The sequence below is a fragment of the Leptobacterium flavescens genome (assembly GCF_010671605.1).
GTDB classification, from domain to species: domain Bacteria; phylum Bacteroidota; class Bacteroidia; order Flavobacteriales; family Flavobacteriaceae; genus Leptobacterium; species Leptobacterium flavescens.
In genome coordinates this window covers 563,379-589,038 of sequence record NZ_JAABOO010000001.1, presented here as the reverse complement: position 1 = coordinate 589,038, position 25,660 = coordinate 563,379, and the positions used below count along the sequence as shown (strand labels likewise).

The window sequence follows — 25,660 nt, the reverse complement described above, 5'->3', positions numbered from 1 at the left end:
ATCAAATGAAACCTATTAAAAGCGTAATACTGCTGTTACTTGTAGTAATAGCGAGTTCATTCACTAAAGATTCGTTTAGTTATGAAGACGGTTATAAAGTTGGGGATTATGCCTCCGATTTTAGTTTGAAAAATATTGACGGGAAAATGGTATCCCTGGCAGATTTTAATGATGCAAAAGGTTACCTTGTTATTTTTACCTGTAATACCTGTCCATATGCCAAGGCCTATGAAGACAGGATCATTGCTCTGGATAAAAAGTATAAGACTAAAGGAGTTCCTGTTGTTGCCATCAACCCTAACAATCCTAAGGTACAGCCCGGAGATAGTTTTGAGAAGATGATCAAAAGAGCAGAGAAGAAGGGCTTCACCTTCCCATATTTACTGGATGAAGGACAAAAAGTATATCCTCAATACGGAGCAACCCGTACGCCTCATGTGTTTTTACTGGAAAAAACAACCAAAGGAAATAAGGTGAGATATATCGGAGCTATCGATGATAATTATCAGGATGCTGAAGCTGTAGAAACCAAATATGTAGAAGATGCCATCGAAGCCATGCTGGATGGAAAAGAAATAAAGATCAATAGTACAAAAGCTATCGGGTGTTCCATTAAAGTTTGATGAATAGCTGAATGGTTTTGAAACTTTTATTGTTTATTTTTGACGCAAAAATTTATAATGGCAGATCTTACACAAGAAGAGTGGGTAGAACAACTGGAAAAAGATGCTAATGCGTTTATTCTGGATGTCAGAACTCCCGAAGAAGTTGAAGAGGGATATATTCCGAATTCAACCAATATAGATATTTATTTAGGACAGGGATTTATGGAGGAAATTCAGAAGCTCGATAAATCCAAAAATTACTATATCTACTGCAGGTCCGGTAACAGAAGCGGACAGGCCTGTACCATCATGAATCAGTTAGGGTTTGAAAATACTTATAACCTGGAAGGCGGATTTATGGAATGGGAAGGTGAGATTGCAGAGTAATTGTCAAATATCAGAAAGAATAAAATGCCTGCTTTTAGCGGGCATTTTTGTTGTTAAGAGTGTGTAACACCCTCAAAAAAGTCTCCGGTTCCGGGCGCACTCTGTAGTTATCGGTCAGATCGGCAAAGATTACCTTTCCCTGTTTATCTGTAATTATTACGGTAGGCATAACCGTATTGCTCTGATAACCCAGCAACTGAAATCCGGCAGGAATACCGTTTACACTGTGAATGTTAAGCAGTTCTGCAGCCTTGTTATTTCTATCCACCATAAAATGAAAACCCAGATCGTATTTCCGGGCAAGCGAAGCACTGTACTTGTGAGGTTGAGGACTTATCAGAACAACCTGCGCTCCGTGTTTTTCCAGTTCCCTGTATTGTTGGGCCACCTCACTGATCTGTGCCATACACAAGGGGCACCAGTTTCCCCTGTAAAATATATAAATGGAAGGTTTGCCTTTAAAAGATGATGAGGGAACCTCGTTTTTATGGGTATCCTCCAGAAAGAATTCGGGCAGGGACCTTCCAACCGAGATCTCGGCCTGCTCCCTTTCATCAAAAGACGAATACCACCAGAGATAAACGAACCATCCCGTTAACAGCAGGAGGCTTACCAGACTATGGCTAATTGTTACATTCCTTTCGGTAACATCGCTAACCATACTGAATAGAAAGGTCAAAACAATAAAAAGGGTATAAGAGACAGGAATTCTTTCCGTTCTGGCTACGGGTTTCAGGAATAATGCCGCAAAAAAGACGATAATACCAAGAGCACAGAGCATCCTTCCGAAATTCCCCAGTAAAAAACTGTCCGACAAAAGGTTCAGAATACAATCTATAAAGACGTATAACCCAAACACAGGGAATAAGCTTATAAAGAGGGATTTAATAAAATTAATCATCATTTGTAAGATTATTTTTATTTTTAATGTAAATTAAGTCTTGATTTTGTAATGAAAGAGGAGTTTTTACATTACTTGTGGAAGTTTGGACGCTTTGAAAATACAAATTTATATACAACCCGTGGTGAGCGACTTCAAATTTTTTCGGTAGGAGTACACAATCACAATTCCGGGCCTGATTTTTTCAATGCAAAGATATCTTTGGATGATCAGTTGTGGGCCGGAAATGTTGAAATTCACCTAAGGTCTTCCGATTGGTATGCCCACCATCACCAAAAAGATAAGGCTTATGACAATGTGATCCTGCACGTGGTCTGGGAAGACGATATAGCTATTTTCCGGTCGGATAACAGTATTATCCCCACTCTGGAATTAAAGAACCGGGTGGAGGAACATCTGCTTTCCAACTATGAATGGCTTTTTAAAAAAGGAAAGAGTTTTATTAATTGTGAGAAGCAGATAGTCAACACGGATAAATTTATTCTGGAGAGCTGGAAAGAGCGTCTTTATATCGAAAGACTGGAACAGAAGTCGGCATTTATTATGCAGGAACTGGAAGATACTCATAATGATTGGGAAGCAGTCCTTTTTAGAATGCTGCTTAAGAATTTCGGTTTGAAAATAAACGGACAGGCTTTTTATCAGATGTCAGCTATCATAGATTTTAATATCGTTCGTAAACTTCAACATAAGGTGTTTTCCCTGGAAGCACTTTTGTTCGGAGTTGCCGGTTTTCTGGAGAAGGAAGAGGATATTGATGACGATTATCGTACATCTCTAAAAAAGGAATACCACTATATAAAGCGAAAATTCAATTCCCTTTATGAATTGAGTTCCGGCCCAGTTTTTTTTAGATTGAGACCGGTAAATTTCCCGACAATCCGGCTTTCCCAGTTTGCCGGTTTGTATCACAAACACCGGAATTTGTTTTCAGAGATCCTTCGCTGCAATACGACAGATGATTTTTTCGAACTGTTCCGCGTATCAGCATCGGTTTACTGGAAGGATCACTATACTTTCGGAAAAGAATCCGCTTCTTCAGATAAAAAATTATCCAAAGAATTTATTTCCCTGCTGATCATCAATACCGTAATACCCCTTAAATTCTGTTATGCAAAGAGTATGGGAAAAGAGGAGAACGACACTTTTCTTAAATTAATTGCTTCCCTTAAAGCGGAAAAGAATAGTATTACCAACAGATTCGATCGCCTTCATCTGGAATCGGCTTCGGCCAAAGATAGTCAGGCGTTTATACAACTTTATGATGAGTATTGCAGTAAAAACAGATGCCTTAGCTGCAATATTGGGAATACGATCCTGAACAGATCTGCTAATTAACAATGAATTTACGGGCTTCGACAGTCCTTCCGTCCCTTATGGTCCTGAAGATGTAAAACCCTGGCCTCAGTTCAATATCCACTAGTTCATTGATAAAGGAGATCTCTCCTTTTTCAACCACGCGTCCGCTAAGATCCACAATCTCAAAAGTCTGATCGGCTCCTATAGAGATTACGTTCAGATCGCTTCCCGCACTTATCGGATTGGGGAACAGGATCAATGTATTTTCCATAGGAATAAAAATTTCGGCAGGATCTGTTTGTATGCGGGTTCCGTCTTCCAGGATAATGGTGGCACGATAGGTATTGGTGCCGCTTATCAAATTCGGATCGTCAAAACTAAGTGAAAGTTCCTCAAAGGGCGGATCAAAAACAGCAATGGTTTCTGTGTTCCCTCCGTTAGTTTTTTCAAAGATCACCTGGCTTACATTGATGGAAGTACTCAAATTAAGAGTTGTACTCACAAAACTGTCATCCGCCAGGAAAGCAAAGAAATTACTGAAATAACAGTCTACTCCCTGTAATTCGTAATCTATCGCTCTTCCTCTTTTTCCCTGTACATCGTCAAAGACAGCCTCTACGGAAAAGAAGGATTCCTGAAAATCGGCTTTGACCAGAAGGGCGGTGGTATCGGTTACTGTTTGAGTGATCTCCATATAACGATCATCCAGAAAACGTACATTATAGGCAGTGGCGTTGGGTACTTCACTCCATCCGAGTAGCAACTCTTCGTCGCAATTAAACAGTACCCGCGGAAGCAATTCGGGAGAAATACCAAAATTCTCCGATTCAAACTGCTGATTACCTACCGTCATTCTGAGGCGCGCACTTCCACCAATATCTTCAACAGGCCATCTGAACAGGTCACTCTGGAGATCCACCTGATCGTCAAGGAGCTGCCATCCGGTATCGTTGAGGTTGTACTCCAGGGTTGCGGTACTTTCCGAAAAACTGTTATCCCATCGTACAATATTTTCAATATTACTTTCAAGTGCATCAGTAGAAGTAGGGAAGGACCAACTGAACTCATCAGATGCAATGAATTGATAAGCTACTGAAAAATCCTGCCCGTTTCCTGCAATATCAGTACCGTTTATGGTGATGGTGTAACTTCCTGCTGCCGGATTATCAAGTGTGATAAATTCTACATTGTTGAGGTGGTCTTCGGCCCGCTGTGCCTGTTGAGAAAGCAAATTGATATCTGCATTAGAGTTCAGAACCCAGGGTAACCAGGTATTCCCTCCGTTGTTGAGACTCATATCCAGATCGTTTACCAATGCAGTTTGGTCTCCGGGATTTGCCGCGGGATCATTCCATGTAAGTGCAATTTTGAGCAGACTGGTATTGGCAGGAACACTGATCACAAAATCTTTTGATTCGCTTGCAGCGATCCTGTCCTCAATAAAAAGATCGTTCCTCATGATCTCTATGCTCTGCCCTGCATTTAAATTCCCGTATCCCGACAGAAAATCTATTCCAACCGGTCCGACATCATCAGACCCGGCAATTAATACTGCTTTTACCAAAGAAGAGGGAGGGAGTTGATTGTTGTTTTCCTGATATTGTTGTTGCAATAATATAGCGGTTCCGGAAACCAGTGCAGCGGCATCTGATGTTCCTCCCGGAGCATAGGAAACCATTTCGGGTTTTACCCTTCCATCATAGGCAGGACCCCTGGAGCTCCGCTCATCAATCACACCATCACGATTTATGGCACCCACGGTAATTATGTTTTTAGCCATTTTAAAGTTCCCGGTCTGATTGGCAAAATTCGGGATCCCGGCATACGGGCCATTTTCTGAGGTCAGGTTCCCGCTGTTACCGGAAGAGAAAATATGCAATATGGTAGGAAGGGTATTTGTATTCGTATCATAAGCTGCTGCTTCATTACCATATTGATTATCTATTCCCACCCCATAAGAGTGATTCTGTACCGAGATGGAATTACTGCTTAATATCTGCTCATCGTCTGGGAATAATTGTAAAAAACTGGAGGAGCTTAGCGTAACGGCATTAGCTACTCCACGTCCGCGTGAAGAAGAATTTCCGCCTCCTCCGATCACTGTTCCGATAAGGGAAGCGTGTTGTTCGGTCTCTTCCGCTTCGGTTCCTACCAGTCGGATCCGGTTCCTGAAATCTATATCGTTTACATCAAATAGTAATTCCTTAACCGAAACAACCAGATCTTCTCCGTTAATTTCCGGATAGAGGCGATGCACCTTGTTGATCCTGTTTACACTGATATCGTTCTCAACAACCGGAGTCTCCACTCTTGGTCTTCGGTAAAGATCTATACGGCTTACGTTTTCATTTTCCAGTAGTTGCTCCAGTTCTGCAGGAGTAACATCTACCACATAATTATTCCGGTAGTTGTATATCCATCCCGACTTAAAAACGTCTTTGTTTAAAGTATGAACGGAAACCCGTGTTTTCTTTCGCCTGGATCTCGGCAATCCTTCCTGATATTCCGAAAGAAGAGCGGGTGCCAGCTTCCATTTGTTATCTATTTCAAAAAAAACATCAGAAGAAGAAAGTGTAATGTTCTGAGTGGTCTTTATCACATAAAAATTACCCTGATGTTTTTGGATCAGCTCTGCTTTATTTTTAATACAAAACTGTTTAATATCCGTACTTTTTATGAGGTAAAACCCTCCTGGTATTTGCTGAAATTCTATTTTACTGGCACTTTTTAAAAAGGCATGAGGGAGAGATTCCTGTGACAACCCTTTGGATATAAGCCCTATAATAAACAAGAGGGAAATAACGTACTTCATCATTGCTATAGCAGGTTAATTTTTTTGAGTGCAATTTATCGATTTTTTATAAAAAATGCATTTTTAATGTGAAAAAACTAATATATTGGCCAAAATTCTAATGAATAATTAATTATTAACCATCAAAACTATAAATTTAATTATGAGAAAAAGTAAGTTATTATCGCTTGCTGGTGCGACAGCTATGTCTATTACCATGTTTATTTCCTGTACCAATGACAGTGCCGATAATGAGGCCGTCAACGAAGAAGTTGCTGCAGAACTTCGGGCTCTTGGTTTCAACACTGACGATCTTATTGCCACCACTATGAGGGGGGAAGAAGGTTATTTGGTTGAAAGAGATATCTTTTTGACAGACGAGGACATTGCCAATTTAGCACCAAGAAGATCTGTTGACAACGGAAACGAAGTAAACACAGAGCACTACAGAACTAACAATATTGTTAGTACACCGAGGGTGCTTAACATTTACTTTGATGACGGATTTACAAGATCTGATGTACAGGCAGCTTTTGACGAAGCACTGGACCGTTTTAATGCTTTAAATCTCGATCTTACCTTCCAGCGTGCTAATGCTCCGGGAGCTGATATCGATATTTTAGCAGAAAGACTGGGAAGAGTAAGAGGAAATATTATCCTCGGGCAGAGCGCCGGATTCCCTGATGCAGCCGGAAACCCTGCAACACCTATTATCCTTAATTCTGCGGTTTACAATCCGCGTAGAGGAGGTGTTCCTGCAGATGTGGTTACCGTGATCGCTCACGAAATTGGGCATGCGATCGGTTTCCGTCACACCGACTTTTTTGATCGCTCTTTTAGCTGTGGTCAGGGAGGTGATGAAGGAGATGCCGGTGTAGGTGCTATATTTATCCCCGGAACTCCTGCAGGTCCTGAAAACGGATCCTGGATGCTGGCTTGTAGCAGCGGTACGGATCGTCCGTTTACATCCGGAGATCAAACTGCATTGACTACCGTATATTAATTCATACGATAAATATTATAAGAAGCCGCTGAAAAGCGGCTTTTTTTATTCGCAAAAAATCATCAAATTTGTCATATGAAGATGATGAACGATTTACGCTATTTCTTCGAAAAACACGGCTTTGCAGTTTCTTCCAGGCTGGCCGATCGCCTGGGAATGAAAGCCAAAAATGTGAGATTGTTTTTTATATACGTCTCATTTGCCACTTTCGGCGCCTGGTTTGCCGTATATCTCACCCTGGCATTCTGGTTAAAACTTAAAGATCTGGTATATACCAAAAGAACCTCAGTTTTTGATCTGTAACTATGCATAAACTCTATAAATCCAAATTCTATACAGCAATAAGCCTATTGCTGGTTGTTTTTCTGCTTGGTGTATTTGGATATAGATTCTTTTCGGGTTTCTCCTGGATAGATTCGGTTTATATGACCATAATAACTATTACCACGGTTGGGTTCAGGGAGGTGCAACCGGTTGACGACGGGACCAAGATATTTACGATTATCCTGATAGTTTCGAGCGTATTTATTTTTGCGTACGCAATATCGGTCATAACGGAATACCTGATCTCAAGAAGTTCCTTTCAACAATTAAAAATCAGAAAGATGAAAAAAAAGATTAATCACTTAAGTGATCATATTATTATATGTGGTTACGGCAGGAATGGAAGACAGGCTGCAGTTAAGTTAAAAGCTTACAGGCGCCCCTTTCTGGTTATTGAGAACGACAGAGAGGTTATCGAAAAAAGCGGGGAGGATATTCTTTTTATCGAAGGAAATGCCAATGAAGATGAAACTCTTCAGAGAGCGGGGATCGAACGTGCTGCCTGCCTGATAACTACTTTACCCAACGACGCGGATAATCTTTTTGTGGTATTGTCTTCCCGTCAGCTTAATAAAGATATGTCTATCATTAGCCGGGCTTCCCAGGAAGCTTCCCAGCGCAAACTTAAACTGGCCGGGGCAGATAAGATCATTATGCCCGATAAGATCGGGGGAGATCATATGGCTTCACTGGTGGTTTTGCCGGATCTGATAGAATTTATGGACCAGCTTTCGATAGAAGGAGAAAACACCATCAACCTGGAAGAAGTAGCGATCGAAGACCTGCCTAAAGATTATCAATATAAATCGATCATTGATCTGGATCTCAGAAAGAAAACGGGCTGTACCGTTATAGGTTATAAAGCCCCTTCCGGAACCTATATTGTGAATCCGGAAGGAGAGACACAACTACTTCCAAAATCAAAACTTATGGTCCTCGGGAGGCCAGAGCAGATAAAGAAACTCAATGAAATGTTCCACATTCCGGAAAATTACATTTAACAACCAAAAATTTGATTTCCACTTATTTTTTTAGGATATTGGCGGCTGCTTAAACTTAAACTATCTTTAAAATTAACATCAAACTACATATTATGAAGAAATATCTTCTTTTCATCTTTACATTAATGATACCGGTTATCACTTTTGCGCAGGAGGCAGAAAATTTAGGATTGGGACAGCGAATTGACCGATGGTTTCAACCTATCGCAGACTGGTGGGAACACAAAGTTCTTTATCCCTTTCCAATTAAGATCTTCGGATATGATATTCCGATCGTTGTACTATTATTGGTTTTGGGTGCAACCTTCTTTACGCTCTATTTCAGATTCCCGAACATAAGATTGTTTCCGGTGGCCATTAATACCGTTAGAGGTAAATATGATGAATTGGATCATCACGGTGCCGAGAAATCGGATCTAGCTGTTGATGGCGATGTAATCGGAACTATTAAAGATGAGAGCCAGGAAGGAGAGGTAAGTCACTTCCAGGCATTAACAACCGCAGTTTCCGGAACAGTTGGTCTCGGTAATATTGCGGGGGTAGCAGTGGCGATCGCCCTGGGAGGACCCGGAGCTACCTTTTGGATGATTGTCTGTGGTTTGATAGGAATGTCTTCCAAATTTGTAGAATGTACCCTGGGGGTAAAATACAGAGATGTGGGAGAAGACGGAACTGTATACGGAGGTCCGATGTACTATCTGTCTAAAGGACTTAAAGAAAGAGGAATGGGAGTTTTCGGGAAGATCCTGGGAGGTCTGTTCGCTATCTTGTGTGTTGGAGCTTCTTTTGGTGGAGGAAATGCTTTCCAGTCTAACCAGGCAGCAGCACAGTTAACAGGTTTAATAGGAATTTCTTTTGAAACATATGGTTTCTGGATCGGTGTGATCATGGCAGCTATTGTTGCGGTAGTGATCATCGGAGGAATAAAAAGGATTGCAAACGTTACGGAAAAGATCGTTCCCTTTATGGCAGGTATCTATATCCTTGCGTGTTTAGTGATCATCTTCTCGAACTTCAGTTTCGTAGATGATGCTTTTGGAATGATCATCAGTGGAGCATTTACACCAATGGCCGGTTTAGGTGGATTGGTTGGGGTTCTGATCGTAGGATTCCAGAGAGCTGCGTTCTCGAATGAAGCAGGTGCAGGTTCTGCTGCAATTGCTCACTCGGCGGTTAAGACAAAGTATTCTGCATCTGAAGGAGTAGTTGCATTACTGGAGCCGTTTATTGATACAGTAGTAATCTGTACAATGACCGCTTTGGTTGTTATCTTCTATAACTCCGGAGATATCTTTGCTTATGGTGGAGATGGTGGCGGAAACGTTATCTTAAATGCAACAGGAGAAGCTGTTGGTGGTGTTGGACTTACATCCCTGGCTTTTGATTCTGTAATTCCTCATTTCTCCAAGATATTAACGGTAGCGATCGTATTGTTTGCATTCTCTACTATGATTTCCTGGTCTTACTACGGATTACAGTCCTGGAAATATCTTTTCGGAAGAGGAAAAGGTGCAGATTTGGCATATAAGCTTTTATTCCTTGCATTTGTAATCATCGGTGCTTCTACAACATTAAACGCCGTTATTAAGTTTTCAGATGCAATGATCCTTGCCCTGGTATTCCCTAACATGATCGGTTTATTCTTCTTATTCCCGAGAGTAAGAGAAGAACTCGGTAAATATATGGGAGCTATACGAGGCTTGAAAAAATAACAACATTCTCAGTTAAAATGAGAAGTTTGAGATCCCACTTCGTGTTCAACAAACAGGAACGAAGTGGGATCTTCTTTTTACTCCTCTTTCTTGTCGCTATACAAAGCACACTGTACTATCGGAGCTTTAAGAGTGAGACTTCCATTAGATCTGCTTACCTGCTCGCTTTGGAATCCAGGCTGGATTCCCTGAAACGTTTGGAAAACGTGCAGAAAAAAAGTATCTTTTATCGTTTTAATCCGAATTTTATATCCGATTTCCGGGCCTATTCCCTGGGGATGGATGTAGAAGAAACAGATCGCCTGTTCAGTTTTCGTACCGGTGGAAAATATTTGAATTCTGCCCGGGACTTTCAATCGGTAACCGGAGTTTCCGATTCCCTGCTAAAAGAGATCAGCCCCTACTTTAGATTCCCTAAAAGGAAAAACAGGAAAAGTGCATCAGTTGCCACTAAAAAGAAGGAAGTTATCCGGATCAAAGACCTGAATCAGGTTAAGGCGGAAGAATTGCAGACGATAAGAGGGGTAGGGTTAAAGCTATCTGAAAGGATTATAAAATACAGGAATTACCTTGGAGGTTTTTCATTGGATGAGCAATTGCATGAAGTATACGGCTTGCGTAAGGAGGTAGTTGAACGGACTTTGCTAAAATTCAGAGTGTTGAGTTTACCGGAGATAAAAAAGCAAAATATCAATACAATTTCCTTACGGGATCTGACGACTCTTCCGTATATTAATTATGAAGATGCGAAAAAAATAATTAGCTTCAGGAGTAAGTTTGGACGGATTAATTCGATTAATGAATTAACAAAAATTCAAGATTTTTCAGCAGAAAAAATTACTAGAATTGGGTTATATTTGAAAATTGATTAAAAGAGCTTAGAAATGGAGATAGATCTCGGTACACAAATGAATTTTGATTATTCTGAAACGCAACAAATGGTGGCGACTTCTGCCAAAGAGTTTGCGGAGCAAAATATCCGCCCTCACGTTATGAAATGGGATGAATCACAGGAATTCCCCATTGAAGTTTTTAAGAAAGCCGGTGAGATGGGCTTTATGGGAGTGTTAGTTCCGGAAGAATACGGAGGATCCGGTTTAGGATATCATGAATATATAGCTATTATTGAAGAGATTGCTAAAGTAGACCCTTCTATAGGTCTGTCATTGGCAGCTCATAATTCCCTTTGTACTAATCACATCCTGACTTTTGGTAACGAAGAGCAAAAAAGAAAATGGCTTCCCAAGCTGGCAACAGCAGAATGGATAGGAGCCTGGGGGCTCACAGAGCACAACACAGGTTCTGATGCCGGAGGAATGAATACCACAGCAGTAAAGGACGGAGATGACTGGATCATTAACGGGGCAAAAAACTTTATCACTCATGGTAAAAGCGGAGATATTGCAGTGGTAATAGTAAGAACAGGAGAAAAAGGAGATTCACACGGAATGACTGCCTTTGCAATTGAAATGGGAACACCAGGTTTTTCCAGTGGAAAAAAAGAAGATAAATTAGGAATGCGTGCCAGCGAAACTGCAGAATTGGTATTTGATAATTGCCGAGTACCTGATGCAAACAGACTGGGAGAAGTAGGAGATGGTTTTGTTCAGGCTATGAAAGTACTGGATGGAGGAAGGATCTCGATCGGGGCACTTTCTCTGGGAATTGCCAAAGGTGCTTATGAAGCTGCTCTTAAATATTCTAAAGAACGTGTTCAGTTCGGAAAGCCAATTAGCAGTTTTCAGGGGATCTCTTTTAAACTGGCCGATATGGCTACGGAGATCGAAGCTTCCGAATTGCTATTGCACAAAGCTGCCTTTTTAAAGAATACCAACAGAAAAGTTACTACCATCGGTGCGATGGGGAAAATGTATGCTTCGGAAGTATGTGTGAAAGTGGCTAACGATGCTGTTCAGATACACGGAGGCTACGGATATACCAAAGATTTCCCGGTAGAGAAATTTTACAGAGACTCTAAGCTTTGTACAATCGGGGAAGGAACGACCGAGATTCAAAAGTTAGTTATTTCAAGGAATATTCTGAAATAATATTTAATCTTAGATATATACTGAAAAACGCCGGATGATCTCCGGCGTTTTTTTATGGTGAAAATCAGCATAATAGAGTTTTGAATGCGTTTTAATGGCAGGGAAACGATGGTTTTATGGTAGTATTTCCTTTTTTTATAAAACTACAACGTTTTCGCTTTTACCTGTCTATTTTTCCGAAAGTGTTTTTTGCTAAATTGTCAGGAAATTAACGAAACTATTGCGAATTTATAAAGATGAGGCGCCTCATTTTTAGAAAAGCAAAAAAACAAAAACACATGAAAAAAACACTTTCAATTCTTATCGCCGCCGCTGCTATAATAAGCTGTGATAATGAAGACATCAACGAAACGCTGCCCGAATCTGGTGCTGTCCAGAACGAACTGGTAGCAGCAAACGCAACTACTTCTAATTTATCTGTAGGATCCAAGGTAATGATGCAGGCCTTCTACTGGGATGTTCCTGCCGGAGGAACCTGGTGGGATGTGGTGAAAAGTAAGATCCCTTCCTGGCAAAGTGCAGGGATAGATGCGATCTGGCTCCCGCCGGTATCCAAAGCCCTTAACGGCCCTATGTCTATGGGTTATGATCCCTTCGATTATTTTGATTTCGGGAATTTCGATCAGAAAGGATCGGTAGAAACCCGTTTTGGGTCCAAGACAGAATTACAGTCGCTTATCAATACCGCTCATGATCACAATATAAGTGTGATTGCAGATATTGTGATAAACCACAATAGCGGAGGAGATTCAGAATTCAATATTTTTACCAATAGCGATACCTATACAGATTACAATCCGGCATCCGGCATGTTTAACAGGACCGCCTATGATTTCCACCCGAACGATTACCACAATAACGATACGGGAGTTTTCGGAGGTTTTGCAGATGTATGCCATCATAAAAGCTATGTGCAGGACTGGTTGTGGAAAGATGCCAATTCCGTAGCCAAATATTATAAGAATACCATGGGCTTTGACGGGTGGAGATTCGATTATGTAAAAGGATTTGAACCCTGGGTGGTTAAGGAATGGAAAAATGAAGTTGGCGGATTCTCGGTAGGAGAGTACTGGGATGGAAATGCAGCTACCCTCGATTGGTGGGCCGGACAGGCAGAGGTTTCCGCTTTTGATTTTGCCTGCTACTACAGAATGAGAGATGCCTTTGAAGGGAATAACCTGAATCAGCTGAATGAAGATATGCTGTGGAAGCGAAACGCCCAAAGAGCAGTTACTTTTGTTACCAATCACGATACCGATGAGATCTTTAACGGTAAGATGCTGGCTTATGCATATATACTTACTCATGAAGGGTATCCTACTGTCTTTTACAGGGATTACGAAGAATGGCTCAATAAGGAACGATTGAATAACCTGATCTGGATACATAATAACCTGGCCAGTGGTAATACATCTATTCTTTATACAGACGATAATGAATATATTGCCAGAAGGAACGGGCACAACGGACCGGGCTTGATCGTATACATTAATAATGCCGATCACTGGCAGGAGAGATGGATAGAAACCAACTGGTCCAATACCAGAATAAAGGACTATACCGGACACTCAAACTGGGAGCCGGTAACACAGGCCGGAAAATGGGTTAAGATACAGGTGCCTCCTAAAAGTTATTCCGTTTGGTCGGTAAAATAAAATAATGAATATTCTTCTTTTTATTTCTTGAAAAACAATTATCTTTGCAGTCCTAAACGAGAGGAGGTGGATAAGATATGTTAATTATACCAGTAAAAGAAGGAGAAAATATAGATAGAGCTTTAAAGCGTTTTAAGAGAAAGTTTGACAGAACAGGTACTATGCGTCAGCTTAGAAGTCGTCAGCAATTCACAAAACCTTCTGTTCAGAGAAGAACTCAAATTCAGAAAGCTCAATACATTCAGCATTTGAGAGATCAGGAAGAGATCTAGAATATTTCTTTCTGTCCACAATATACAACCGTTAGAAAAGAAAGTGTAAAAACTTTGTTTGCTGACGGTTTTTTTATGCCCTGTAGAATCCTCCTTACTTCTTTCACCCGGATTCAGATATTCTTGTGTTAATTTTCTTCTTAAAAAGTGAATAACATAACTTTTTGTTTATTTATCTAATAATAATATAGAATAAATGTTAAAATATTGATTATATGTTAAGATAATACTAAAACATGTGGAGATTCGACTAAATATTTAACAAATCTATTGATACTTTTACCTTGCTAAACTTTTATACTTCTTATACTTTCCTTTCCACCCGGAATATTTATTAACTGGTTAATTTTTTAATGATACTATACGATCAACCTAGGCACGATCAGATAGTAATGAGATGACTCAATGGTTAAAGAAAAAAATGATTTTATGGGAAAGGTCTTTTTTCTTGGAACAGCATCAGCTTTATGACCATATCAGATCTGAATATTCTGATTTGAATATCAAATTAGATTCCAGCCATGATATAACCTAAAGATACCCCAGGAAAATATACCGTTTTACTATTCTTATATCTGTTCTCTTTGAAAAATTCAAAGAAAACGGACTGGGAGATTATTGACTTCTTTCACCGGGATTGGCATTGATGCTTAACAATTAACACTATCCATCACACTATAAACAGAACAAAATGAGACCCAAATTACGTACAACCAATATTGTTAAAAGGTTTTCGTTTCCGAAGGGGATAATAAAACTGACAATTTCTCCCCCCGGACCAAAGCACCGAACCGGACTACTTAACCTCCTTATTGGTATTGTCTTCCTCTGCTGCAACTTTGTAAATGCACAGGTAGATTATTATGATTCGATGACAAAATCCGAAATCAAAAAACTGGAAGCAGAACAATGCCTGACCAGTTTAAAAAAATATGAATATTACAAGACACTTTCGCCTGCTCAAAGAGTAAAGTACCTTCAACAGATAGAACAATCCCAGAAGGAGATCAGCGCGTTTATCGAAAGGAATACGGGGCAGGCCAGAGCAACCATCCAGCAAAATATGAATCAGCTGAATCAGCTGGTGATACCCCTGGATCCCGATGTTGATCCTAATTATACCACTATCCCGGAATATACCATTCCGGTGGTCTTTCATGTGGTTCACGACGGCGATGACGATAATATACTCACATTAGAACAGGCAAAACGAGCTCTGAAACGGGTGAATGAAGACCTGAATATGATGGGGGAGTACAGAGATATGGCACAGCCCAAGTTTAAGAGCGATGAGGCCAATGTGGGAATTCGTTTGGTCCTGGCACAAAAGGATCCGAACGGAAACCCCACCACAGGAGTAACCTATAGCGTAAATTACAGGACATTCGGTACAAGTCAGGCCAATTCTGCTGCTCTTAAAAGAGATACCAAATGGCCTACAAATAAATATTTAAACGTTTGGATCGTAAACCGTCATTCTACCTATTCCTTTAGTGAAGGAGATGATCCTGTAGGAGGATCGGGATATGGTTTTCCGCCCAATATTGATAATGGTCTTATACCGAGTGGAACGGGTACGGGAATTACCCTTTCTTATTGGGTAATCGCAAATCAGGTAGAGAACGACATCCGGTACCGAAGGTTCCGTCATATTTTCACCCATGAAGTGGGGCACTGGCTGGGGCTGGAACATACCTGGGATCCGTTTGCGTCTATTAATTCCCCGTCAAATTGTAATAAGGACGACGGGATTAGGGATACTCCAAACACCATTGGATTTCAACATCCCGGAGCCCGGAATGATTCCGATTGTACCGCGACTTTTTCATCCTGCGGTGTGGAGACCAATGTAAACGAATTTATGAACTATACTCCCTGCCAAAGTATGTTTACAAAAGGGCAAAAAGATGTAATGATCGCTGTTCTTAACAGTCCTCTTGCAGGGAGAAATAATGTAGTTTCAGCTGCTAACCTTCAGGAGACCCTGTATACCACTCAGCCAAATATTTCGAGGGTGGTGGTTTCCAGTGAACTTGGAGCCGGAACCAATATTTTCAGGGAGGAAAGAGATGCTAATACGGGAGTAATGGAAAACAAAGTGAACATTTTCCTGGAAAACGCTTCTTTTGCAGCTCCGGTTATCAATCGTACACTTACGAGTCCTGAGCATTTTCAGCTTAGCAATTTACCGGAAGGTCTTACGGCAGAGATCAAAGTGCTGGACGAGAAAACGGCTGAGTTCAGATTGCTTGGAGCCGCGGTAAATCATGCCACAACCGATGTGGTAGATAATTTAACCCTTGGTTTTACCGATGCTGTATTCGAGGGAAAACTGGCCGCTGATGTTGCCAATGCCACGGATATCGGTTTCAGGATCGAGTTCAGGGCCATAGATGTATACCCTTTTAACTTCCTGATAGACAGGAATCCGTTATACAATAACTCCGATGGCGAAAGATACGGTTTTTACCAAAGAGATCGCGCAGATCTGGGCTACGGGAATTCGGCACTTGAATTTAAGTTTCAGAACGATTCTTTATTTGTGGCTGTTACAGGAGGAACCGGAAGATCCGGTATTGTCTTGAATAATAATGGCGCCCAGCCGGGAATGGATATTGCTTCCGTATTACCCAGAAATACCGAAATAGGCGCTGCTTCCAACTGGAGTGTGGATAATGGAGATACAGGTAACGGAGAGAAATACTGGAAATTTATTATTTCTCAGAATCAGGCGGATATAGATACTTATCTCAATGATATCTGGTACCTGGGAACTTATCTTACTTATGGGGGCAGGACCTTTTACAGATGGGTTGGTTTCGTAGTTTTTAAAACAGAGTACGGCAAACTGACCTTTAAGCTGATAGATTCATCTTACCCGGGAGTTCCGGATCAATCTATAAATACTGCACAACTTGCAACAGGTGCCGATACCAACTGGTTGAATACGAACTATACATATTTTAATGAATCGGCAGCGAATGACGGAGCTCTGCACAGGAGATCCATGGAGCTTGTCCTGAGAGGGTCAAACAATTTTAAAAGTACGGTTCAAAGTTCAGATTACACCATTACAGACTTACCGGCCGGAGTTAGTGTTTCTTCTGTGGTTACTTTGGATGAAGGGAAGCGCTTGAGATTTAATCTCAGTGGTTCTTATACGGATCCCGATAATACGGCAACTGTGGTGACTAAAATTAAAATGAACGAAACTGCTTTTACCGATACCCAAAATGCAGGGAATCTTCTTTTTGAAAGAGAGTTCAACTTTAGAACAAAAAGAACCAGGGATTTTTACCGGAAGATCAATAGCCGGGTAGATAAAGATAATGACTTCTTTTCCATAGGAGCAGGAAACCTGGCGTTCTCGTTTAGAGTAGATAACAGGGGAGCAGTTCCTAAATCCAGTATCGTGATCGGAGCCGGGAGTTTTGGAGAGAAGGTGAGTTTTCATCAGAAGTTCATTCCGGTGGCGCCCGGATCAAATAATGCAAAAAGATTAACGGCAGGAACACTTCTGGATGCCAATGCAGGCTTTGCTTTTCCCGTAGATATTTTCAGCGATGATATAGTATTGTATAATGAAGATTATACGGAATGGGCCGGTAAGGAAGGTTATCTTGGCTTTTATTATGCGAGCGGGCGTTTCAGGTACTATATCTGGGTTCGTGTAAAGGTAGGTGAGAACGGAGAATATGTAGATATTATTGATTACGCTCATGACGAATTACCGGATACTCCTATCACCACCGGAAATATAGAAGATCCTGTACTTTTTTGCGGCACGGATACCTTAAGGGAATCTTTTGCCAATGACGGGTCTATTAAAGATAGTTTACAAATAGATGTTATCGGGGCCACTTTCGTGAAAACAGGCGTGTTGAGCTCGGGTACGGACTATACGGTTTCCAACCTGCCTGCAGGCTTACAGCTAAAGCTTATGGTAGAAGATGATAACACCCTGGAGCTTAGTGTAACCGGAAATGCCGAAAATCACCTGGACCTGGACAACAGTGCATTTACAGTTAGTCTGGGCGAAAATATATTTACAACTGCTCCTGAAACAAGGGAAAAAGAGATCAAACTGGATTTCAGAGACCCCTACAGTATTATATACCGGGACCTGAATCCTGATGTGATCGTAGACAAAACTTCGGATAATAATTCCAAGAGGGTCTTCTTTCACGATATCTTTTACAATAAGAACATAAACAGTTTTCAGGTAGATGCATTTAAAAGGGAAATGGTATCCGTTCCTAACTCTAAAAACCTTGCGGTTCTTAATGAGGGTGTTGTGATCGGGCCCGAAAGTAACTTTGTGGCAGGAGGTAATTATCCGGACCTGCATGTGATCTCCAGTCCTGATTATACAGCATGGAATGGAAAAACAGCTTATATTGGTGTAAAGCTTATAAGTAGTGAAGACACTATTTACTACGGATGGTTAAGGACCAGCGTTGCAGCAGACGGAAGCTCCATCGAATTCCTGGAGTGGGCTTATAATACTCATCCCGATGCTCCTATCACTACCGGAGATATGGGAGCTAATATCATCTATAACAGAATAGCTTTCGTAGAGAAAACGGAAAATAACGGAAGCCTGCATCCGATCAAAATAACCCTGGACGGGGAGACTTTTGCAACTACCGGAACATTGACCGAAGGAATTCATTATGTGCTTCGGGGAACTACAATTCCGGCAGGCTTGAATCTTTCCGTAGAAACTACAGGACAGGATTCGGCAGAAATAAAGCTTAATGGTTCCGCATCTGCGCATGCAAAGACCGATGCAATTCAGGATATTATTGTGGAATTTAAAAGCACGGCTTTTGCATCCGGCCAGGGATCCTCTCCACGGGGACAGGCCATGGCATTCAGGATTCATTATACCGATCAATCGTATAATGTGATTTATGGAATAGCGGATGATATTGCCAGCAGACCGGGAGATCTTTTTGTAACGCCCGCCAAGGAGTTTGAGAGATTTCAACTTAATGGTATTGCTACGGCAGACTACGGGTTGTTTTATAATTCCTCAAGGTCGGGTATGCAATTGGAAACTTATGAGAAAGATGCAATTACCGATGGATCCAGCCTTAACCTGAGTGCTCTCCCTGCGAAAACAATAATTAATGATGAAAGTAATTTTGTTAAAGGTGGAGCTTATCCTGATTTACATGATATTTCTAATGCCTCTTATACGGCATGGAACGGGAATCAGGCATTTGTGGGAGTTAGATTCCCTATAGACGGCTTGCTGCACTACGGCTGGCTACAATTGAAAGTAAGCGAAGATGGTAATAAAATGTCTTTGGTAGATTATGCTTATTCGGAAGAGCCTTACGGAGCTATTGAAACCGAGACGCGCTACTGCGACGGAGATGCTACTTCCAGAGACCTGAGTTTTAATATGACTAACGTTAAGTTCGTGGATATCGACAATGATTCTCCGGCGTGGACATCATTTTCCGATATACATTACAGGGATTTTACAAGCATAAGTACCGAAATAAGAAAAGGAGATACTTATGACCTTAGGCTGGAACTGGACAACGTGGGTAGGACGAACGATATCGCTTATGTGTGGATAGATTGGAATGCCAATAATATATTTGAAGAAAATGAGGAGACTCAGCTTGTATTATCGGCAGGAAATACTATAGCAACAGCATCTATTACCGTGCCGGACGACGCTGTGGAAGGCAGTACAAGAATGCGTATAAGAACCGCAAGTGATTCCGGATATAATCTTTTACCTGCAGATGAAAGGCCCTGTGGTTATGCTTTGGGGGGAGAAGTTGAAGATTATACGGTTACCATCGTTCCTCCACTGAGTTTTTGTAGCGGAGAAGCAACTGTAAGGGATCTGTCGACCAATATGGTAAATGTGACATTTGCAGATATTAATAATGATTCTCCGGCATGGACTTCTTATAATGATACTCATTACAGAGATTTTACCGATGTGGAAACCGATGTGAGAAAAGGAAGGGAATACAGACTTTCCCTGACGCTGGACTTTTTTAACGTTATCGGCAGGCAAAAGCTCAGGAGTTATGCCTGGGTGGACTGGAATTCCAATGGTCTTTTCGAACCTTCGGAAGAAACACAGTTAGAATTCTCTGCAGATTATTCTGAGGCTACAGCTTTTATTACGGTTCCGGAAAATGCTCAGGAGGGAAGTGCCCGCATGCGTATCAGAATTACAATAGATGAAGATTACAATGCACTTCCTGCAGAGGAAAGAGCTTGTGGTTTTGCTTTAGGAGGGGAGACGGAAGATTATACATTAAACATCAGGCCTGCTCTGACCTATTGCGACGGAGAGAGTACTGTGAATATTTTGCAGATCAATATGACCAATGTTCAGTTCGCGGGTATTGATAACGACTCTCCCGACAGGCAAAGAAACGATTCTGATAAAGTGTATAACGACTTTACTGCTATAAGTACCGATGTCAGAAGAGGGAATACCTATAACCTTACCCTGACTCTGGGAGGTAACAATATAAGTGGCCGCGAAAGAGTGAGGAGTTATGCCTGGATAGACTGGAATGCCAACGGCACTTTTGAACCGGCGGAAGAAACCCAGCTTGCGATATCTCCCGATTTCGGCCTGGCAACAGCAACTATTACTGTTCCGGATGATGCCGTGGAAGGGAAAACAAGAATGCGTTTGAGGATGACCAATAGCGATAGATATAATGATCTGTCCGCGGAAGACAGGCCCTGTGGTAATACGCATTTGGGAGAAACTGAAGATTATTCGGTAAATATTCTCCTTCCTTTGGATTACTGTGATGCGACCGTGGTTAACCTGGGTACTAATATGACCAATGTACAGTTCGGGGATATTAATAATGATTCTCCGGTATGGACGGCTTTTGCCGATCCCGGTTACAGAGATTATACCGCGGTGAGTACCGATATCAGAAAAGGAAGAAGTTACAAGCTTAAATTAGCAGTAAATCGTATTAATATAGGTAATGATGCAGATCTGAGGGCTTATGCCTGGGTAGATTGGAATGCTAATGGTGTTTTTGAGGCTTCCGAAGAAACGCAGCTCACTTTTTCAGAAAACTTCAGTAGCGCGGAAGGGAATATTGAAGCACCCGACAATGCTGTTGCCGAAGCAACCAGAATGCGTATACGTGTTACAAGAGATGCTGATTACAATGCACTATCTTCGGAAGAAAGAGCATGTGCGCAGGCATATCTCGGAGAAACTGAAGATTATTCTGTTAGAGTGATCCCTCCGCTTGTATACTGTAGTGGAGAAGCAAGTTCCAGAGACCTGGGAGCTAATATGACCAATGTAACTTTTGCAGATATTAATAATGACTCTCCGGCCTGGACATCATTTAGTGATATACATTACAGAGACTTCACTAATATAAGTACGAATGTCAGTAAGGGACAAAGTTATACGCTGAGTCTGGCGCTTAATTTCACAAATAGCAGAGGTGATCTGAGAAGTTATGCCTGGATTGACTGGAATGCCAATGGCGTTTTTGAAGTGACCGAGGAAACCCAGTTAACGCTTGATCTTGTTAACAACACGGCTTCTGCCAGTATTACCGTTCCGGATGATGCTGTGGAGGGTAATACCCGAATGAGGATCAGGATGACAGATTATGCTCCCTATAACGCTCTACCTGCAGAGGAGAGGGCCTGTGGATTTAGTCTTTCGGGTGAAGCTGAAGACTATACCCTTAATGTAACAGAGGCAGCTCCGGTTGCGGCATTGTTACAGGACCCTTCTGTTTTAGGTGCAGGAGATGAAATATTATCAGATGAAATCCGCATTTTCCCTAACCCTGCTACCGATATCCTGACTGTGCGTATGAACAGTCAGAACAAAGGAACTTACTCCATTGTTAACTTCCTTGGACAAACGGTTAAGCTGGGAGAGTTGAACAGAAGGGAATCTGTAATTAATATTAATGAATTGGTTAGAGGTGTTTACTTTATGCGTATCAGTAATAATGGTAAAACCGTAACCAGAAAAATTATAAAGCAGTAAGCTTTATAAAACGAACCCGTGTTTTGGGGTTAAGGAGGTTTAGTTAGTTAAGTTGGCTTGTGAAGAGGCTGCCCGGTGGGCGGCCTCTTTCTTTTTGAAAAGAAATAAAGCTTGTATTGTTACTTTTTAGATATGCTGTATAAAGTTTATTAACTTTGTTATATAACGGTTTTCTATGCCTTTTAAAGCGTTTTTGGATTATCTTCAGCTGGAGAAAAAATATTCTCCCCATACCATTGTATCCTATAGTGCCGATCTGAACGCTTTCCTGGATTTCTGCAAGGAACATTATGAACTCTCAGAAATAGATATGGTTAATTATTCTGTTATAAGAAGCTGGATCGTAAGTCTGGTGGATCAGGGAATTTCAAATCGGTCTGTGAACCGGAAAATAGCATCGCTTAAAGCTTATTATAAATTCCTGCTAAAAACAGAACAGATACATGAGAATCCGCTTTTAAAACACAAGGCACTTAAGGTGCCTAAAAAAGTGGAGGTGCCTTTTTCCGAACAGGAAATGGAATACATGTTTGTTTCCGTACCTTTTAAAGACGATTTTGAAGGAAGGAGGAACAAACTGATAATTGAACTGTTTTACGCTACCGGGATGCGGAGAAGCGAACTGATTAACCTAAAGATGCAAGATGTGGATTTCTCTTCTGGAACGATTAAGATACTGGGAAAGAGAAATAAGGAGAGAATAGTGCCTTTATTGGCGTCGGTTTTGGACAAGATAAAAGAATATCTGGAATATAAGGAGGGGGTAGAATCATCGGTATCAGGCGATTTCCTTTTTTTGCTTAAAAATGGAAATAAAATATATGAAACGCTTGTTTATAGAGTAATAAATACTTATTTTAGTATGGCATCTTCAAAGGCAAAAAAGAGTCCGCATATTTTAAGACATACTTTTGCAACTCATATGCTTTCACAAGGTGCAGACTTAAACTCGGTAAAGGAATTATTAGGTCATGCAAGCTTAGCATCTACACAGGTTTATACTCATAACAGTATATCCGAGCTAAAGAAGGCCTACCAGAATGCTCATCCGAGAAACAAGAGTAACTCTTGATTAAAAAATTGTATAACCTAAAACCAAACAAGATGGAAGTAAACACTCAGTCTGTAAATTTTACGGTGGATAGTAAGTTGGTTGATTTTATCCAAAAAAGAATGAATAAACTTGATAATTTTTACGATAAAGTTATTCATTCAGATGTTTACCTGAAAGTGCAAAACACAAGCGTGAAGGAGAATAAAATAGTAGAGGTTAAAGTACATGTTCCAGGTGATGAATTTATGGTAAAGAAACAATGTAAAACATTTGAGGAAGGTATTGATACGGCAGCAAATTCTTTGGAAAGAGTGTTATTGAAAAGAAAGGAAAAATTAAGGGCCCATATTTAGCCCAAAATTTTTTCAAAAATGTTTTGAATAAAAAAATAAATCTATACATTTGCAGTCCGTTAGAAATAGCGGGCTTTTTTTATTGTTGTAAGCCGATGTAGCTCAGCTGGCTAGAGCAGCTGATTTGTAATCAGCAGGTCGTGGGTTCGAGTCCCTCTATCGGCTCAAAAAAGTTCTTAAAAATAGTGGTTTCGGGGAGATACTCAAGCGGCCAACGAGGACAGACTGTAAATCTGTTGGTTTTTACCTTCGCAGGTTCGAATCCTGCTCTCCCCACATAAAGTTTTGAGGAGAAACCGTCAAAAGTTCACTTTTGTAAGGTTTGGACGAAAAACTTTAATGTTCGGGGGCACCCGAACGGATCACCGAGTGCAACGAGGTAATCCTTTATAATACAAAGAAAGTTTGCTGATTAAAAGGTAACTTTTAAGATTGGAAAAGGATACTGAGTGTGGCTTGTACATCGAAGCAGATGTGAAGATGTAAGGTAATCCTTAGTACTAAGGAAAGTTTGCTGATTGAAAAGTAACTTTTAAGGTTATAAAAGGATACTGAGTGTGGCTTGTACATCGAACAGATGTGAAGATGTGAGGTAATCCCTTATAGTACAAAGAAAGTTTGCTGATCGAAAAGTAACTTTTAAGGTTATAAAAGGATACTGAGTGTGACTTGTACATCGAAACAGATGTGAAGATGTAAGGTAGTCCTTATACTACAAGGAAAGTTTGCCGGTTGAAAGGCAACTTTTGAGGTTGGACAAGGATGCTGAATGTAGCTTTTACATCAAAATAAATAAGGTGTAAGGTGATCTGAAAAATAATGCGGGAGTAGCTCAGTTGGTAGAGCGTCAGCCTTCCAAGCTGAATGTCGCGAGTTCGAACCTCGTCTCCCGCTCAAAAGCCGATGTAGCTCAGGGGTAGAGCGTTTCCTTGGTAAGGAAGAGGTCACGAGTTCAAATCTCGTCATTGGCTCATTATTAGCTTAAATTTGAACACTAATATATAACTAAGATTAAAATTAATTAAATCATGGCAAAGGAAACTTTTGATCGTTCCAAACCGCACTTAAATATTGGTACTATTGGACACGTAGATCACGGTAAAACTACTTTAACTGCTGCTATTACTAAAGTGTTAGCTGAGAAAGGTCTTTCTGAAGTGAGAGATTTCTCAACTATTGATAACGCTCCTGAAGAAAAGGAAAGAGGTATTACTATTAATACTTCTCACGTAGAATATCAAACAGCGAATCGTCACTACGCACACGTAGACTGTCCTGGTCACGCCGATTATGTTAAGAACATGGTAACTGGTGCTGCACAGATGGACGGAGCTATTCTTGTTGTTGCTGCTACAGACGGTCCGATGCCACAAACTCGTGAGCACATCCTTTTAGGACGTCAGGTAGGAGTTCCAAGAATTGTAGTTTTCTTGAATAAAGTAGATATGGTAGATGATGAAGAGCTTTTAGAGCTTGTTGAGATGGAAGTAAGAGAATTACTTTCTTTCTACGAGTATGACGGAGATAACGGACCTGTTGTTTCTGGATCTGCTCTAGGTGCTCTTAACGGTGAAGAGAAGTGGGTGAATACTGTAGTTGAGTTAATGGATGCTGTTGATAACTGGATCGAATTACCTCAGAGAGATGTAGATAAGGATTTCTTAATGCCTGTTGAAGATGTATTTACAATTACAGGTCGTGGTACAGTAGCAACTGGACGTATCGAAACTGGTGTTGCTAACACTGGAGATGCTGTAGATATCATCGGTATGGGGGCTGAGAAATTAAGCTCTACTATTACAGGGGTTGAGATGTTCCGTAAGATCCTTGAAAGAGGTGAAGCTGGAGATAACGTAGGTATCCTTCTTAGAGGTATTGAAAAATCTGATATCAAAAGAGGAATGGTAATCTGTAAGCCAGGTTCTGTAACTCCACACTCTAAATTCAAAGCTGAGGTGTATATCCTTAAGAAAGAAGAAGGTGGACGTCACACTCCATTCCACAACAACTACCGTCCTCAGTTCTACGTACGTACAACTGACGTAACAGGAACTATTAACCTTCCTGACGGAGTTGAGATGGTAATGCCTGGTGATAACCTTACTATTACTGTAGATCTTTTAAGCCCGATCGCATTGAACGTAGGACTACGTTTCGCTATCCGTGAAGGTGGTAGAACAGTAGGTGCTGGTCAGGTAACTGAAATTTTAGACTAATTATATAGTCATTATA

General features: G+C 40.9%; 17 protein-coding genes and 4 tRNA genes. 19 read left to right on the top strand and 2 right to left on the bottom strand.

Annotated elements, in window-relative coordinates:
* Positions 1 to 5 precede the first annotated feature (5 nt).
* Positions 6 to 623: a thioredoxin family protein gene (locus GWK08_RS02655; RefSeq protein WP_163605353.1), complete on the top strand. Its 618-nt coding sequence runs from the start codon at positions 6 to 8 to the stop codon at positions 621 to 623.
* Between the two features lie 57 nt (positions 624 to 680).
* On the top strand, positions 681 to 992 hold the full coding sequence (locus GWK08_RS02650; RefSeq protein ID WP_163605352.1) for a rhodanese-like domain-containing protein: 312 nt from the start codon (positions 681 to 683) through the stop codon (positions 990 to 992).
* Between the two features lie 34 nt (positions 993 to 1,026).
* Here GWK08_RS02650 and GWK08_RS02645 read toward each other — a convergent pair whose 3' ends face one another.
* Positions 1,027 to 1,896 (bottom strand): peroxiredoxin family protein, encoded by an 870-nt coding sequence (locus tag GWK08_RS02645; RefSeq protein ID WP_163605351.1) that lies wholly within the window; start codon positions 1,894 to 1,896, stop codon positions 1,027 to 1,029.
* A gap of 48 nt (positions 1,897 to 1,944) precedes the next feature.
* Between GWK08_RS02645 and GWK08_RS02640 the strand changes: the two genes are divergently transcribed.
* Positions 1,945 to 3,231 (top strand): DUF2851 family protein, encoded by a 1,287-nt coding sequence (locus tag GWK08_RS02640; RefSeq protein ID WP_163605350.1) that lies wholly within the window; start codon positions 1,945 to 1,947, stop codon positions 3,229 to 3,231.
* Here GWK08_RS02640 and GWK08_RS02635 read toward each other — a convergent pair.
* Positions 3,224 to 6,007, bottom strand: coding sequence for a S8 family peptidase (locus GWK08_RS02635; protein WP_163605349.1), 2,784 nt, complete (start codon positions 6,005 to 6,007; stop codon positions 3,224 to 3,226). The two genes, GWK08_RS02640 and GWK08_RS02635, sit on opposite strands and share 8 nt — an antisense overlap.
* Positions 6,008 to 6,146: 139 nt before the next feature.
* Between GWK08_RS02635 and GWK08_RS02630 the strand changes: the two genes are divergently transcribed.
* The 16 genes from GWK08_RS02630 (at position 6,147) to tuf (ending at position 25,644) form a co-directional block, all read left to right on the top strand.
* Positions 6,147 to 6,986 (top strand): M57 family metalloprotease, encoded by an 840-nt coding sequence (locus GWK08_RS02630; protein ID WP_204335985.1) that lies wholly within the window; start codon positions 6,147 to 6,149, stop codon positions 6,984 to 6,986.
* 75 nt (positions 6,987 to 7,061) lie between these two features.
* Positions 7,062 to 7,289 carry a PspC domain-containing protein gene (locus tag GWK08_RS02625; protein ID WP_163605348.1) on the top strand — a complete coding sequence of 76 codons (228 nt, stop codon included), beginning with the start codon at positions 7,062 to 7,064 and terminating at the stop codon, positions 7,287 to 7,289.
* A gap of 2 nt (positions 7,290 to 7,291) precedes the next feature.
* Entirely contained in the window at positions 7,292 to 8,311 is a 1,020-nt protein-coding gene (locus GWK08_RS02620; protein WP_163605347.1) for a potassium channel family protein, read from the top strand.
* Between the two features lie 92 nt (positions 8,312 to 8,403).
* Positions 8,404 to 10,023 carry an alanine/glycine:cation symporter family protein gene (locus GWK08_RS02615; protein WP_163605346.1) on the top strand — a complete coding sequence of 540 codons (1,620 nt, stop codon included), beginning with the start codon at positions 8,404 to 8,406 and terminating at the stop codon, positions 10,021 to 10,023.
* Between the two features lie 26 nt (positions 10,024 to 10,049).
* The gene (locus tag GWK08_RS02610; protein WP_394352000.1) at positions 10,050 to 10,895 is read left to right on the top strand and encodes a ComEA family DNA-binding protein; all 846 of its coding nucleotides are present in this window, start codon (positions 10,050 to 10,052) and stop codon (positions 10,893 to 10,895) included.
* A 36-nt stretch (positions 10,896 to 10,931) separates the two neighbouring features.
* The gene (locus GWK08_RS02605) at positions 10,932 to 12,071 is read left to right on the top strand and encodes an acyl-CoA dehydrogenase family protein (RefSeq protein WP_163606285.1); all 1,140 of its coding nucleotides are present in this window, start codon (positions 10,932 to 10,934) and stop codon (positions 12,069 to 12,071) included.
* A gap of 278 nt (positions 12,072 to 12,349) precedes the next feature.
* A complete protein-coding gene (locus GWK08_RS02600; protein ID WP_163605344.1) occupies positions 12,350 to 13,726 on the top strand; it encodes an alpha-amylase in 1,377 nt (458 codons plus the stop codon).
* A gap of 77 nt (positions 13,727 to 13,803) precedes the next feature.
* Positions 13,804 to 13,998, top strand: a complete 195-nt coding sequence (gene rpsU, locus GWK08_RS02595; RefSeq protein WP_163605343.1) for a 30S ribosomal protein S21 — start codon at positions 13,804 to 13,806, stop codon at positions 13,996 to 13,998.
* Positions 13,999 to 14,689: 691 nt separating this feature from the next.
* A complete protein-coding gene (locus tag GWK08_RS02590) occupies positions 14,690 to 22,021 on the top strand; it encodes a zinc-dependent metalloprotease (protein ID WP_163605342.1) in 7,332 nt (2,443 codons plus the stop codon).
* Positions 22,022 to 22,196: 175 nt separating this feature from the next.
* Complete coding sequence (locus GWK08_RS02585; RefSeq protein ID WP_163605341.1) at positions 22,197 to 23,093, top strand: tyrosine recombinase XerC; 897 nt, start codon at positions 22,197 to 22,199, stop codon at positions 23,091 to 23,093.
* A gap of 32 nt (positions 23,094 to 23,125) precedes the next feature.
* Positions 23,126 to 23,428 (top strand): ribosome hibernation-promoting factor, HPF/YfiA family, encoded by a 303-nt coding sequence (gene hpf, locus GWK08_RS02580; protein ID WP_163605340.1) that lies wholly within the window; start codon positions 23,126 to 23,128, stop codon positions 23,426 to 23,428.
* 91 nt (positions 23,429 to 23,519) lie between these two features.
* Positions 23,520 to 23,593, top strand: a tRNA-Thr gene (locus GWK08_RS02575).
* Positions 23,594 to 23,621: 28 nt separating this feature from the next.
* Positions 23,622 to 23,704: transfer RNA gene (locus GWK08_RS02570), tRNA-Tyr, on the top strand.
* A gap of 545 nt (positions 23,705 to 24,249) precedes the next feature.
* Positions 24,250 to 24,322: transfer RNA gene (locus tag GWK08_RS02565), tRNA-Gly, on the top strand.
* A 5-nt stretch (positions 24,323 to 24,327) separates the two neighbouring features.
* Positions 24,328 to 24,399: transfer RNA gene (locus GWK08_RS02560), tRNA-Thr, on the top strand.
* Positions 24,400 to 24,456: 57 nt separating this feature from the next.
* On the top strand, positions 24,457 to 25,644 hold the full coding sequence (gene tuf / locus GWK08_RS02555) for an elongation factor Tu (RefSeq protein ID WP_163605339.1): 1,188 nt from the start codon (positions 24,457 to 24,459) through the stop codon (positions 25,642 to 25,644).
* Positions 25,645 to 25,660: the final 16 nt, after the last annotated feature.